Genomic DNA, 13987 nt, shown 5'->3' on the forward strand with positions numbered 1-13987 from the left:
GGCCCGGAAGCAACCGTCAGGCTCTCGTGCCGGAACGCATCCGAAGCGCCGACGGTGCTTCAGTTTCAACGGGCACGTGCAAAAAACAGAGCCGGGCGAGGGCGAAATTCGGTGCAATAGGCTCGGCCGGTGCCTCTCGTGGAAGTGACCTACGCGCCCTCCGTCCCCGAGACGATGCTTCGAGAGCTCGCATCGGTTCTCCCACATCTGGTGTCGGTGGCTGTGCAATGCCCGGAAGAGCCGTATGACGGCGCGCTACGGCCGGGCGATGTCGACATTCGCTTTCGCGAGTTCGGGCCGTTCGATTGCGGAGGTCTGCCGGTCGTGATCGAGGTGCGCTCCAAGTGGTTCGAGAGCCGGGCCGTCAACCGTCAGGAGCGGGTCGACGTCCTCCACGAGGAGATCACCGACGCCACCGGTCTCGGCAATTTCGGTATCTACCTCGTCCTTCCGACGGCCGCGTGGGCGCAGACCGACTAGAGCGCGAACTCCACCTGACCTGCTGCGGCTGCGGCTGAAACGCAAACCGACTCCAGCCGCCTGTCACATAACTAGAGTCGATCCGTGTGACCGCACTTAACCCTGTCGGACGGATCGGCGCCACTGTCCTTGCGAGGCCTTCCTAGCTTGGTCATTCGACGTCGGTGTGCGTCTGGCGCACCAGATCGATGATGATTGTGGCGAGCTCGGCGGGCCGGGTCATGGGCACGTTGTGTCCAGCATCGATTTCGATAAGCCGTCGACCTTGGCTCGACTGGACCACCGAACGCACTTCGTCGGCGCGCCGTGCGTAGAAGCCGTCTGAAGGAAGAACGATCGTCATCGGGCACTCGATCCGCTCGTACACATCCACACTCGGATACACGACTGCGTCGGGGTCTGCGGCCGTGGTCATCGTGATCTCTTCGACCGTCGGGCGCCGCAGGTACTGACCGTCCGCGCACGAGGTGAAGCAGCGGCGTATGACCTGGCGCATTAACTCTGGTCGGGCGCCGGCGTTGAACCCATCGGTGTCGGTTTCCCGCGCGCATTGCTCGACGTAGTCGAGCATGTCGTGTCGGTCGACGCGCCATCCGTAGCGATATATCTCCCGCAACCGTTGGGCCGCTTCAGGTTCGTGCCAGTGCGCGTTGTCGTGTATCGCCGTTGCCCGATCCTCGAGCACCACACCATCGATCACGGCTATCGCTGCAGGGGTGACGATGCCGGCCGCCGTCGCCGCAGATACGGCGTACCCGCCCGTGGAGTGCCCCACCAGGATCGGCCGCTCCCAACCCAGACTTGCTGCCACGTCAGCGAGATCACGCCAGTACTGCTCAGCCGTTCGAGAACCGGCTTCGGAGTACCCGTGACCGCGAAGATCGAAGGCCACCGCATGGCAGTGCGTTCCCAGGTGCGACGCCACATCTGCCCACGCAGCACAGTTGTGACCAGTGCCGTGGACCAAAAGCACCCCCGGGCCCTCACCCCCGAAGTCGATTCCCGAAAGAATGCCGCCGGTCACATCTGCCCTGATTTCTCGCCCCCACACACGCGGAACTGTGCCCGACCCACCCACAACCACGCAACTATATTTGCGGAGCCACCACAGGGAAGAGGCGTGGCCGGGGTCTATCGATGGCTTGCTTCGCGCCGCGTGTCGTTCAGGCAGGAGTAGAAATCTACGGGAGGAGATGATCGTTCTGGCGTTCTGGCGTTCTGAGAACTGTTGGGCTGGTCAATTGACGTCGGATCAGAACGAATGTCCCCCAATGTCCATGCCGCGCGGGCGAGGTGCGGTTGTCACCGCCTTACCCGAGCCCAGCAGGGTAAGGGCAACCAGGATTCTCGACGGGGCAACTCCCCGAATCCGACACCCCGCCAGTCCTCCAGATCAACGTCGAGTTCGCGACGATGACAGACAGCGGCGCGATCTACCTCCCCGACGCAACATTCGTCACCACCGACTAGACGTATGCATGCCCGCCGCGCCCATGAGCCCTGGCGCGCCGGCGGGCCATCCCACCGATGGCCGTGGGTTATCAGGCTTTCCGACAGGTCACAAGGGCCGCGGCGAGTACCAACAACGCCACGGCGAACGCACCTTCCCTTGGAAACGCACAGGTAAACTGTTCGCAGCCATCGGATGTCTGGTTGATCTGTCCGGTCCAGCTCGCTAGTTCCCGTCGGATTTCGACAACCAGTTCACGCCTGCAAGTTTCCACTGAACTTGTCAGTGGTGCGGCGCACTGACCAGCGGGCGGGCATTCCAGATGTGCGTCAGTCTGGGACCCTCATAATCGTGTCGGAACCTTCGCGTATTCGAGGCGGGCCGTTCGCACGCAGTTACGCTGAGCGCTTACGGCGGCGTATCCGATGCGTCCTGCTGGAGCCGTCTTCAGCTTCTCATGGGTTCGATAGTCGGCGCAAAGGTGAGCGTCCTATGCGATCCCGTCGAAAGACGATTGGTAAGGATGCCGCGGCAGGGCGTGTTTGGCGCCCAGGTGGCGAGCACGTCAAGAACAGGTGTGGGGCGACACCGATGATCGCAGTATTCCCGGTGGTGTCGGAGCCAGTACGCGCGTCAGATCGGCGAGAGGAACAGGGGTGTCGACCAACTCGGCCCACGGGTACTGCTCGCCAGTCGCCCCGAGGAACGCAATTGCCTGGGCGAGGTGCCGCGGCTCGTAGTTGTGTATACCGGTGATGGTCAACCACCGCCGCACAACACGCTCGGGATCGACCGAGATAGGCGGGCCGGGTGTCACCGATCCGGCGAGGACGAGCCGACCCCCGATATCGAGCCGTCCGAACGCGGATTGAACAGCCGCCGCGGCGCCGGTGAAGTCGATAGCCACGTCCGTGGAGTCACCGTCGTCGTCGACCGCTCCAAATGCACGAGACAACCTCTGCCGCAGCGGATCCTGGTCGATGACGCGGACGGTCGCCGCTTTACACTCGGCCGACGCGGCCGCCGCAGTGACACCGAGCATCCCGGCACCGAAGATCAACACCCGTTTCCCTGTGAGGGCACCCGCCGCCTCCAACGCCGCCATGACAGTCGCGGTCGCGCACGCTGCCGGCGCAGCGACCGAGTCGGGCATCGCATCGGGCACCCGTGCGATTGCTGTTCCCCGTGGTAGGACGATGTGCTCGGCGTACGATCCACTCAAAACCCAGTCGCCGCGGGCGGATTCGTGCCCCACTTTACGCACGCCTATGCACTTCGCCGTGAACCCGGATGCGCAGCGCGGGCACTGCTGGCACGGGACGGTGACCGACCAGACGACACGGTCACCGACGACCAACGACCCGCCGTCGCCTACGACGGCGGGTCTGTTTCCGTCGCCGATCGCTGCCACCTTCCCGACCGCCTCGTGACCGAGTACGGATGGGCAGGCGGCGGGGCGCCGACCCGACACGGTATGCAGGTCGCTCCCGCACACTGTGGCGAGATCGATGCGGACCAGGACATCACCCGGGGCGAGTTCGGGGATGTCGAGCGTCCGGATGTCGATTCCGTCGGGAGTCCACACTGCCGCCTGCGTCAGACGAGGAGTGATCTGATCCATCCGGAAATCCTTTCCACTGTGTAGACGACAACGAAGATGACGAGGACGATGGCGCCTGCGACGTCGAAGTTCAGGGTGCGTATCGACTCGAACAGCAGGAACCCGATGCCGCCGGCGCCGACGATGCCCAGGATGGTCGAGGTGCGGATGTTGACGTCGAGTAGATACAGGCTCGATCCGACCATCGATGGAACTGCCTGCGGGATGACCGCATTGACGATGGTGTTCCACCAGCCTCCACCGACGGACGAGACCGCTTCGAGGGGTCCTGGATCGATTTCTTCGACGGCGTCGGCGACGAGTTTGCCCAGAAACCCGACTGAACCGATCGCGAGGGCACAGGTACCGGCGACAGGTCCGAGTCCGAGTGCAGCGACGAACACCACCGCGAGGATCAATTCGGGGACCGCGCGCACCAGCAGAATCCAGGACCTCGCCGCCCAATAGATCACCGGATGTGGGGTCACGTTGCGTGCAGCGAGGATGCCGACCGGGATGGAGAGCACGATACCGATAGCCGTGGCGACGATGCCGATGGCGACAGTCTGCACTGCCGCGTCGACGAGTTCGACACCGAGCGAGGAGAAATCGGGCGGCACCATGCGACCGAACACGTCGATGGACGGTCCGATCCAGGTCAGCAATGACCTCGGGTCGATGTCGAGGACGACGAACGAGGCGATGGTGGACACGATCAGCACTGCCGAGGCGGACACCTTCTTCGCCCGATCGCGTCGCGGGCCGGCCTTCGACGGAACGAGCAGCATCCGCCTGATCACGATGGCCGCCAACTCCATCGCGGCGATGATTGCGAGGATGACGAGGACGATTCCTAGGGCACGCGGGTAGATCAACCCACGCAATGCGTCCTGTAGCGCGAAACCGATACCGCCGGCCCCGACGAAGCCCAGCACGACCGACATCCGGAGGTTGATGTCGATTCGGTAGACGAACGCTCCGATCCATGCGGGAACAACCTGTGGGACTACGGCATTGATCATCTCCCTCAGGTATCCGGCGCCTGTGGCGCGGAGTGCTTCGCGGGGGCCGTTGTCGGTTTCCTCGATGGCGTCGGCGAACAGCTTGCCGAGCATGCCGATCGAGTGCAGTGCCAGAGCGAGGATTCCCGGAAGAACGCCGATTCCGAGGGCGCGGACGAACAGGACTGCGAACAGCAGGTCGGGCATTGCGCGACAGAAGGTGATGACGGCCCGCGCTACGGCGTACACGGCCGGGTGTGGGGTGGTGTTTCGTGCCGCGAGGAAGGCAAGGGGAACCGAGGCTATGGCAGCCAGAACGGTACCGAGAACGGCCATGAGCAGGGTATCGAACGCGAGGGAGACGATCCGGCCGGTGTCGTCGACGCGTGGTGGAAGCATGCGCGCGAGCAACCGCTGGACGTCGTCGAGTCCGTCGACGAGCGCGGCGGGGGCGAAGTCGATGTAGCCGGCTGAGAGGATCGTCAAGACGACGGCGATCGCACCGAGTGACGGAAGAAGCCAGCGTCGGCGCGCCTGGGTCTGTGGCGGTTCGGTCTTCGGCTCCAGGGTGAGGGTCATGTCGACGTCGCCGCCGACCGTATGTCTGATTCGGGGGCGATGCGCTGGTAGATCGGCATGATGTCCTCGCGCAGCAGTCCGGCTGCCGGACGGTCGAGCACGACCTCGCCGTCGCGGAGGCCGACGAGGCGATGCGCCCAGCCGAGTGCGAGGTCGACCTGATGCAGGGTGCACACCACCGTCAGCTTCTCTTCGGTGCACACCCGTTGCAGCAGGTCCATCACGACGGCGGCGTTTTCGGGGTCGAGTGAGGCGACGGGTTCGTCGGCGAGAACGATGGACGGCCGTTGCATCAGCGTGCGTGCGATTGCGACGCGCTGCTGCTGCCCGCCGGACAGGGTGTCCGCGCGGCGCTCGGCGAAGTCCGCGAGTCCGACGCGGTCGAGGCACCGCAGCGCCTCCCCGCGCATGGCCTTGGGGTAGGTCACCGCGCCGTAGCGGGGAATCGTCAACCGCCCGAGGCCGCCGACGAGAACGTTCTCGATACAGCTGAGGCGTCCGACGAGGTTGAAGTGTTGAAAGATGAATCCGACGTTCTTGCGTAGGTCGCGTACCGACCTGCGGGACGCCGAATCCAGGCGCGTATCCAGTGCAGTGATACTGCCGGAGGTGATCGGATGCAAGCCGTTGATGCAGCGCAGCAGGGTCGACTTGCCGGACCCTGAAAGGCCGAGCAGTACCAGCATCTCACCTCGGTGCACATCGAGGTTGACGTTCTTCAGTGCCGTCGTGGAGCCGAACTTCTTGGTGACGTCGTGTGCGCTGACGACGATGTCACGGTGGCTGGTGGTTGACATGGGTCAGCCCTGGCATTTCTCGGAGCCGGTGACCTCACACACGTGGCGGACGCCGTCGTAATCGCTGTCCTGCGCCGGTACGACGCCCCAGGCGCGCTCGTCGGTGATGCGGCATTCGTCGGAGCAGATGCCGTCCGCCTGAAATGCCGCGGAGTTCATACCCTCACCGAATACATCCTTCAGCTTCGCGATCGCGTCGGCGCCGAGTTCGTTGTTGGCAGCGAACAACGATCCTGCGATCATCTCCGACTTCCAGACGGTCTTGAGCTCACCGGGCGCCAACTCACCGTTCTCGATCATGGTCTTGTCGACCATTGTGTCGAATGCAAAACCTGCGTCGCAGTCGCCGGCCTTGACCGCGAGAGCGGACGCGTCATGTCCGCCTGCGTAGATGGGGGTGACTGCGGCGGAAATGTCTGCTTCCGAACCGGAGGCGATGACACCTTCTTCGATGAGTCCTGCAGTGGGATAAAGAAATCCGGATGTCGAACTCGGGTCGACGAAGCAGACCTTCTTACCTGCATAGTCGGTGAGAGCGTTGACGGAATTGTTGTCCGAGCGGGCGATTGCGTAGGACTGGTATCCGGGAGGAGTTCCTTCGTTCTTCACGACAGCACCCAGCGGCGTCATCTGCGCACCATTGATACCGGCAACGACGTAAGCGAAGGGACCGAAGAACGCGAGGTCGACATTGCCGGCGATGAGTCCTTCGACCACGCCCGCGTAATCGGATGCCTGAACGAATTCGACACTCGCCCCGGTCTCGCGTTCCAGTCGTTCGATCACGGGGTCGTAGCTGGCCCTGAGGTCGGTGGAGTTTTCGGCCGGAATCGCCGCCAGTGTCAGGGTTTTCGGAAATCCCTGCTCGGTGGTGGTTTCAGCGCCGGAGCCGGAACAACCAGCAGCGACGAGGGCTGTGACCGAGAACAAAGCGGCGGCGATACCGGCGCGGCGGGAGGCGAGAGCAATCATGGCTGTGGTGTCCGTTCGGTGAGTGTGTCAGTCCCGGGAAAGGGGCGGTTCAGGACAGGATCAGGGCGGGGAGGTCGGCGACGCTGGCGAGAATGTGGGTGGGCTCGGCGGTACGCAGTTGGTTTTCCGAGTGCGCGCCGGTGAGGACGCCGACGAGAAGGGAGGCGCCTGCACGTCGGCCGGATTCGATGTCGTTGGAGGTGTCGCCGACGACGGCGACGGCCGTCATGTCGCTGACCTGGGCTCGCAATGCGGCGGTGAGGACGAGGTCCGGGAACGGGCGGCCGCGGCCTGCGTCGCCCGGTGCCAGGTAGGCGTCGGCGAGATCGGTCCACCCGAGTGCAGTAAGGATCTGTTCCTGGGTGGAGGGCGAGAAGCCCGTGGTCAGGACGACGGTGATGCCGGCGGCGCGCAGACGGGAGATGGTGTCGGCGGCGCCGGGTACGGGGGCTACACCGTCGACGATGCGGGCGTCGTACGCCTCTTCGAAGGCGCGGTTGGCGGCATGCGCTCGGTCCTCGTCACCGAACAAGGCACGAAATACCTCGATCTTGGACTGACCCATCGTGTCCTGGACGTACTGACGTGCGCGATCGCGTTCGGGACCGTCTTCGGCGAGCCCGACGGTGGTGGCGGCGGTATCGAATGCGCCGACAACCAAGCCGTCGTCGGTGACCGTGGTTCCGGCCATGTCCATGACGACGAGTTCGATCGCGGGAGTTTCGGTGAGTGGTGCGGTGTGGGCTGGGACGGTCGCATTAGGCATGGTGCACACCATGCCGGTTGGTATAGACCATTGGGAGGTCTGGCGATGAACGGCCGGTGAACATTCGACAACCATTTGGTCTAGACCAACAAATGGTAGTGTGAGCTCATGGTTGTCGACACCGAACCCCGGATGCTCAAGCATCAAGTAGTGCGCAAGAGTCTCGACTCCCTACTCGAGGGCATGTCGCCCGGCGATCCGTTCCCCTCCGAACGGGACCTGGCCGACGCGCACGATGTTTCGCGAGAGACGTTGCGCCAAGCCATCCGCGAGCTACTGGTGGCGGGCAGGATCGAGCGCCGAGGACGCACCACCGTGGTGGCTGCACCGAAAGTCGTTCTGCCGCTCGCCATCGGGTCGTACACCGAAGCCGCGCGAGAGAAGGGAATGTCAGCCACTCGCATTCTGGTCGGCTGGAGCACCTACAGCGCGGACGCCGAACTCGCCGAACTGCTGCATATCGACACCGGTGCGCCGGTGGTCCAACTCGAACGCGTCTTCACCACCGACGACACTCGCGTCGGTCTCGAGACCACGCGCATACCCGCAGACCGCATACCCGGCCTGATCGAGACCTTCGACTATCGCACCTCGCTGTACGCGGAATTACGCACGCGCGGAATCATATTCGGCCCCGTCGTCGACACCATCGAGACGGTTCTTCCTGACGCCCGAGAAGCGGCACTCCTGACCGTCGATACCAGAACGCCGATGTTTCTGCTCAACCGAACCTCGTACGACGACCAGGGTGTACCGATCGAACAGCGGCGCTCGCTCTATCGCGGCGACCGCATGACCTTCACCGCCGTCATGGGCGCCTGACACCAGATCTGTTCGCATACCGAGAAAGAGAAACTCACGTGAGAGTTCGAACCCACTTCGACGTTGTCGTCGTCGGCGCAGGTATCGTCGGCCTTGCCCACGCCTATCACGCTCTCCAGCAGGGCATGACGGTGGCCGTGGTGGATCACGCCGACGCGGTCGCGGGGGCGTCGGTGCAGAACTTCGGCCACGCCTGCATCAGTGCGCAATCCGGCGACGCGTTGACCTACGCGCAGGCAGGCCGTCGACACTGGCTCGACCTGTCGCAGAAAGCCGGCTTCTGGTCAGCCGAAACAGGTACCCACTGCCTCGCCCGACACGACGACGAATTCGCCGTCCTGCAACAGTTCGTCGACCTACATGGCCCAGAACGCGCACGGTTACTCGACCGAAGCGAAACCCTCGATCGCCTACCGGTCTCGGGTGACGGTGTCGTCGGTGGCATGTACATGCCCGACGACCTACAGGTCGACCCCCGCACAGCCGCGCCGTCCATCGCGCGGTGGCTCGAAATGTCAGGCGTCCACTTCCACTGGCGAACAGCTGCAACATCATTCGAACCCGGCGTCGTACACACGACCCGGGGCCGCCTTGCCGCAGATACCGTTTTCGTCACAGTCAATCACGACATCGACCGACTCTTCCCCGACTACGCCGAAGACGGTGGACTCGTGCGGTGCCGCCTCCACATGATGCGTGCCGAACTGCCCTTGAAGTTCGCGCTTTCCACGCCCTTGTTCACGGGATGGTCACTGCTTCGGTACTCCGGCTTCGCGGACTTGCCCGGCGCTCCCCTACTGGCAGAACGTCTGCGGGCAGAGTTCCCGGACTACGTCGAACTCGACCTGCATCAGATGTACACCCCGCAGCCCGACGGATCAATCCTGATCGGCGACATCCATTTTCGCGACATCACAGCACCGCCATTTCAGAGCGAAGCAGGGTTCGAGGTGCTACTGCGGGAAACGCGAGCGATCTTCGGCGTCGACCGAATCGACGTCACCGAGCGATGGCAAGGTCTCTACAGCTCCGCGCCGGGTTCTGAGTTTCTTCTCGCAACACCGACGCCCGGCGTTCACATCGTCACGGTCACCACCGGCATCGGTATGACCACCAGCATGGGACTCGCCGAAACCAACATCGCCCGCATCCTCGAAGACCCCGATTCGAGAGCACTCGCACAGGTTGCGAGTGCCCAGGTGCCGGTGACAGTTGCCGACCCCACCCTGCGCGCCAGCGGAACGCGTCGATGAAGACGTTGCGGCATCCGACGAGCGCCCAGCTGTCCTTGACGTCTCTCGGGAAACACTCCGTCAACCGATGCGGGCACTACTCGTCGGCGGCCGCGTGAAACGTCGCGGACCAACAACCGTCGTCACTGAGCCCAAAGTCATTCTGCCGCTTGCCATCGGCTCGTACACCGAGGCACCCACGAAGGGCATGACCACCACCCGCATCCCGGCCAGGCGGTCCGAGGACTGCGCGGACGGCGACCGCGCAGAATTGCTGCAGATCACACCGGGAGAAGCGGCGAATAAAACTCGGGTGCGTCTTCACCACACACCTACCGGTCACCACCGATTCGTAAGTACCGCGCATATCCCAGTGTGTGAGTGTCCCGACAGCACGTCCTTCTAGTCCGTCATTCGTCGCTGTACCCCAATACTGACGTGGAGGCAGGCTGGGGGAAGCGCGCGAGCCCGCACGGGTCGACCTGACTGTGTGGCTACGTGACGACAGCCGTGCCCACAAATTCTTTGTGCTGGAACTATTTTCACTGTTCGGCGGCATGCTGCTCAGTCGGCGACTCCCTCTGCGGGAACTCGATCGACGCCTCGTCAAGGCGCGACGAGAGCTGGACTCGCAACCTCTCAAGTGGAGTCGATGGCGGCGTAATCATCATGCCGATGCGCCGGGCTGCGTTGTGCAGCTTGTCGTCGGCAATCGGCAGGAAAATCCTGCTGTTCACTCGATTCAACAGTAGGTAAACATTGTCTAAATACTTCCAAAAATAAGCAGGAAATAGAGCCATTCGGTGCGAGAGTACTGGGCGTGGCGCTGAGCGCTGCCCGTTTCCGAGGCCCGTTTCCGAGGCCCGATCGAAATTCCCGAACGAAATTTTTGAGGAGAACCATTCAATGTCCATCACACAGATGGCGGCGGTCGTAATGGCCGCTTCAAGCGCGATTGCGTGGGGCGCAAGCCCTGTGCTGCAATCCAGCGAGATCGGCGAGCTCGCTGCACCGAGCTTCAGCCAAGACGGCGGCCGCTATGTCGGCCCCACGACAGTGACACTCAGCGCAGCCGCAGGTGCCGAAATCCGCTACACGTTGGACGGGTCAGCGCCGACTGCGAGCAGCGCTCGCTACACAGGCCCGATCACGATCGACGAATCGTCGAACCTTGCAGCGGTCTCCATCCGTGGCGACGAGGTGAGCCCGACGGAGGTCGCGGGGTACCTCATCAAGACGAACGAGAAGCCCTTGCTCTCCTTCGTGGTCATGTCTGACATCGAAACCACAACCTCGGACGACGCCACCAAGGCCCGCTGGAGCAGCTACTTCGACACGATCACCTCGCTTCAGTCACCCGATCTGATCATCTCCAACGGAGATCAGATCTCTGACAACAACTTCGACACGGGTCACGATCACGAAGACGTGGTGAATCTTCTCAACCACGGGCTCCAAACCCACGACCTCGACTCGCAGGTAATGATGACCTTCGGCAATCACGATGACCGATTGAACGTGATGACGCAGTACTACCCGACGGAGTGGTTCCCTCACACTGGCGGAGGCTACTTCGACAAGGTCGTGAACGGCTACCACTTTCTCGGACTCAACACCGAGGCATACAGCGGCGCGCAGCGCACGTGGCTGCAGGAGCGGCTAGCTGCTATCACGGCGGAACCGGGCGGGCTGAACAAGCCGGTCTTCGTCGTCGCGCACCGTCCCGTCCCTGGAACGGTCAACAACGGCGCTCAGGCCTCGAATCCGACCCTGTCACAAGACCTCGCCGCCTACCCGCAGGCCGTCTACATCTCGGGGCATTCGCACCTGAACCTCAACAGCGAGAAGTCGATTCACCAAAAGGACTTCACCGCACTGAACGACGGATCGATGTCCTACGCCCAGATTCCGCGCGACTCGTACCAAATCTACGGCGACAAACTGCTCGACACATTCCCGTTGGCGACTCAGCAGGGGCTCTTCGTCGAGGTATATGCCGATCGAACGGAGGTCGACCGGATCGCGTACAACGGCCAGGCCAAGCGGCTCTATCGCAATGGGGAGTGGGAACCGTTCTCGGACACTCTGCCTGCCGATGGAGCAGGCACCTTGGCAGGCCCGACGTGGAACATCCGCCTGGACGGGTCCACCGCCGAGGAGATCAAGGCGAACTTCGCGTACACGGACGCGGCGCGAACCGACAGCACGCCCCCGGTCATGGGTGCAGACCCCACCATTGAGGCTACGGAGTCCGAAACCGTGCTGCGCGTCCCTGCTGCAACCAGCGACGACATGGTTTACGGCTATGACGTGAAGGTATTGGAGGCCGACACCGGTCTTCCCGGTCTTCCGCTCCGAGCGGGAACAGTGAGCTCGAGTGACTTCTTCTTCTCCCCACGCCCATCGGTCCTCGAAATTCCGTTGTCGGTCAGACTCGGCATCCCGCTGGACTCGGCAACCGCCGAGCTGACACCTGGAACGGACTACGTCGCGACCGTGACGGCCGTCGATGTGTGGGGCGCGCGTTCAGAGCCGAAGCAGCTCGAGTTCACCACACCGGGTACTCGTCCGACCGGGCTTCCCGTCATCGACACCACGACCCAAGGCAACTGGATCGGCACGTACGGTGCGCTCGGCTACGCGATCCCGAGCGACGCATCCAGCCTGCCCGAGGGCGTCACGGTCACGCCGGCGAGCGGCACTGCGGCATACGCGTGGGAACCGACCTCGACCCATGCGGCGGCGCTGCAAGTGCCGCCCGCGGGAACCAGCCGACGCGCGTCGACCTGGTTCGGCACACCGGCGCAGGTGGATGTCGCGATCGGGGACGGTGACGCCTACACGCTGCGCGTGTACGTGAACAGTTACGACACGGCTCGCCAGCAGACCGTTGCGCTGTACAGCACCGACGGCGCTGCTCTGACGCCGGTCCAGGCTGTCGCGGACAACAAGCACGGGATGTGGCTTTCGTATCAGATCGACCAGTCGGTACAGATCAGGGCTTCGGCTACCTCGGGCCCGAACGGCGTACTCGGGGGCATCTTCTTCGATGCGGCCGAGGTGGATGTTCCGTCGGCACCGATGTTCACCGACGCCGGACCTGTCACACTCGATGCTGTTGCCGGAACGGCATTGACCCGTGAATTCACGGTCACCGGAAACCCCACCCCCGTTGTGTCGGTGGTCGACCCCGCGAAGCTGCCCACCGGTATGACCTTCACCGACGGCGTACTGTCCGGAACACCAACCGTTGCAGGTACTTACACGTTCACCCTCAAGGCGGCCAACGGTGTCAATCCAGATCTGACACTCACCGCCACCGTCAATGTCACCGCTGCACCAGTAGTTGACCCGCCCGCGACCGGATCCCTCGGATCGGTCTCCGGCAGTTGACATTTCTGCCCGTACCGACACACTGACGACGTTGCCTCCCCGCCTTATGAGACGGGGAGGCAACGTCGTCAGAGACTGTCTCACCGATCAATGCCCCAGCATTGGCCTCGACCTCAGCGGATGTATCAAATTGACTGAACATAACTGGGGGTCAACAGAATTCGTCCATCATTGGGCGGATCTAACTGCTTGAACACCAGTCCGGACGGCGTACACACCGGTGACACCGTTCCTGGTTCGGACAGTCGGCCATTTCAGCACAGTAAGCGCTCGCGGTGAGCTCATATCCTGGCCGGGAGTGCGGCAAGATCGCAGTGAACAACGCCAGAAACCGTTGTGCCGCAAGCGGCGAACGGAAGAACTTCATCGCCCGTTCACGCTACCGGGCGCGACGCGGGAATCGCTATCCGCCTCGTAGGCAACGATGGCTTCTTCCACGGCTTGCGCTGCAGCGCCGTCGAGGAGAACTTAAATTAGGACGCCACGAAGAATTCCCGAGACGACCACTGCCGCACCCAGGACGGCCATGCCGCAATAACCGTCAGGACGTCTGTGCGCTGCCGCGAAGTTTACACCTCCATGCCATTGGTTACGAGGCGGCGAAGGCGCGGGCGGTCGCCGAACAGGCGATCCGGGCGGCGGAGCAGACCGAGGACGATCCGGCCGACCTGATCAGCGTGGCGCTCGAGGAACTGGTCCGGGCCCGCTACGAATTACCGGGTTACACGATGCTGGATCTGATCACAAAGCCCCACCGGTCATAATGAGGCCACTAATTAGGCACCCAGCATGGCCGCGAGCATTATCATGTGAACCTTGCATGGACAGCAAATAGCCTGTCTACAAAAGAAACTTTGCCCAGAACGAAGATCCGTCTAGTGATACCGAAAGGCGT

The 13987-nt window shown here is 63.1% G+C and carries 13 protein-coding genes; 6 read left to right on the forward strand and 7 right to left on the reverse strand.

The window, feature by feature from the left end; genetic code table 11:
• The first annotated feature begins 129 nt into the window (after positions 1-129).
• Positions 130-480 (forward strand): hypothetical protein, encoded by a 351-nt coding sequence (locus EEB13_RS03000; RefSeq protein ID WP_141484544.1) that lies wholly within the window; start codon positions 130-132, stop codon positions 478-480.
• A gap of 151 nt (positions 481-631) precedes the next feature.
• Here EEB13_RS03000 and EEB13_RS03005 read toward each other — a convergent pair whose 3' ends face one another.
• From EEB13_RS03005 to EEB13_RS03030, 6 genes are all read right to left on the reverse strand, one after another.
• Positions 632-1531, reverse strand: coding sequence for an alpha/beta fold hydrolase (locus EEB13_RS03005; RefSeq protein ID WP_141484545.1), 900 nt, complete (start codon positions 1529-1531; stop codon positions 632-634).
• A gap of 964 nt (positions 1532-2495) precedes the next feature.
• On the reverse strand, positions 2496-3551 hold the full coding sequence (locus EEB13_RS03010; RefSeq protein ID WP_141484546.1) for a zinc-binding dehydrogenase: 1056 nt from the start codon (positions 3549-3551) through the stop codon (positions 2496-2498).
• Positions 3527-5110, reverse strand: coding sequence for a phosphonate ABC transporter, permease protein PhnE (phnE, locus tag EEB13_RS03015; protein ID WP_141484547.1), 1584 nt, complete (start codon positions 5108-5110; stop codon positions 3527-3529). The genes EEB13_RS03010 and phnE overlap by 25 nt, the downstream gene beginning before the upstream one ends.
• Positions 5107-5907, reverse strand: a complete 801-nt coding sequence (gene phnC, locus EEB13_RS03020) for a phosphonate ABC transporter ATP-binding protein (protein WP_141484548.1) — start codon at positions 5905-5907, stop codon at positions 5107-5109. Before phnC ends, phnE begins: the two co-directional genes overlap by 4 nt.
• Positions 5908-5910: 3 nt before the next feature.
• A complete protein-coding gene (locus EEB13_RS03025) occupies positions 5911-6879 on the reverse strand; it encodes a phosphate/phosphite/phosphonate ABC transporter substrate-binding protein (RefSeq protein ID WP_141484549.1) in 969 nt (322 codons plus the stop codon).
• Positions 6880-6928: 49 nt separating this feature from the next.
• Positions 6929-7645: a phosphonatase-like hydrolase gene (locus tag EEB13_RS03030; protein ID WP_141484550.1), complete on the reverse strand. Its 717-nt coding sequence runs from the start codon at positions 7643-7645 to the stop codon at positions 6929-6931.
• A gap of 108 nt (positions 7646-7753) precedes the next feature.
• On the opposite strand from EEB13_RS03030, the gene EEB13_RS03035 reads away from it, so the two are divergent.
• From EEB13_RS03035 to EEB13_RS03045, 3 genes are read left to right on the forward strand one after another with little or no spacing between them, the layout of a single operon-like run.
• Positions 7754-8467: a GntR family transcriptional regulator gene (locus EEB13_RS03035; RefSeq protein WP_187328475.1), complete on the forward strand. Its 714-nt coding sequence runs from the start codon at positions 7754-7756 to the stop codon at positions 8465-8467.
• 38 nt (positions 8468-8505) lie between these two features.
• A complete protein-coding gene (locus tag EEB13_RS03040; protein WP_141484551.1) occupies positions 8506-9720 on the forward strand; it encodes a TIGR03364 family FAD-dependent oxidoreductase in 1215 nt (404 codons plus the stop codon).
• Positions 9680-10105 carry a hypothetical protein gene (locus EEB13_RS03045; RefSeq protein ID WP_141484552.1) on the forward strand — a complete coding sequence of 142 codons (426 nt, stop codon included), beginning with the start codon at positions 9680-9682 and terminating at the stop codon, positions 10103-10105. The genes EEB13_RS03040 and EEB13_RS03045 overlap by 41 nt, the downstream gene beginning before the upstream one ends.
• 136 nt (positions 10106-10241) lie before the next feature.
• Here the strand turns inward: EEB13_RS03045 and EEB13_RS03050 are convergent, their stop codons facing one another.
• A complete protein-coding gene (locus EEB13_RS03050) occupies positions 10242-10499 on the reverse strand; it encodes a hypothetical protein (protein ID WP_141484553.1) in 258 nt (85 codons plus the stop codon).
• Positions 10500-10605: 106 nt separating this feature from the next.
• Here EEB13_RS03050 and EEB13_RS03055 point away from each other — a divergent pair, with 106 nt between their 5' ends.
• Both EEB13_RS03055 and EEB13_RS31370 read left to right on the forward strand, forming a co-directional pair.
• A complete protein-coding gene (locus tag EEB13_RS03055; RefSeq protein WP_141484554.1) occupies positions 10606-13092 on the forward strand; it encodes a chitobiase/beta-hexosaminidase C-terminal domain-containing protein in 2487 nt (828 codons plus the stop codon).
• A 314-nt stretch (positions 13093-13406) separates the two neighbouring features.
• Entirely contained in the window at positions 13407-13856 is a 450-nt protein-coding gene (locus EEB13_RS31370) for a DUF4158 domain-containing protein (protein ID WP_187328477.1), read from the forward strand.
• Positions 13857-13987 lie beyond the last annotated feature (131 nt).

The sequence above is a fragment of the Rhodococcus sp. WS3 genome (genome assembly GCF_003797085.1).
Taxonomy (GTDB): Bacteria; Actinomycetota; Actinomycetes; order Mycobacteriales; family Mycobacteriaceae; genus Rhodococcus_F; species Rhodococcus_F globerula.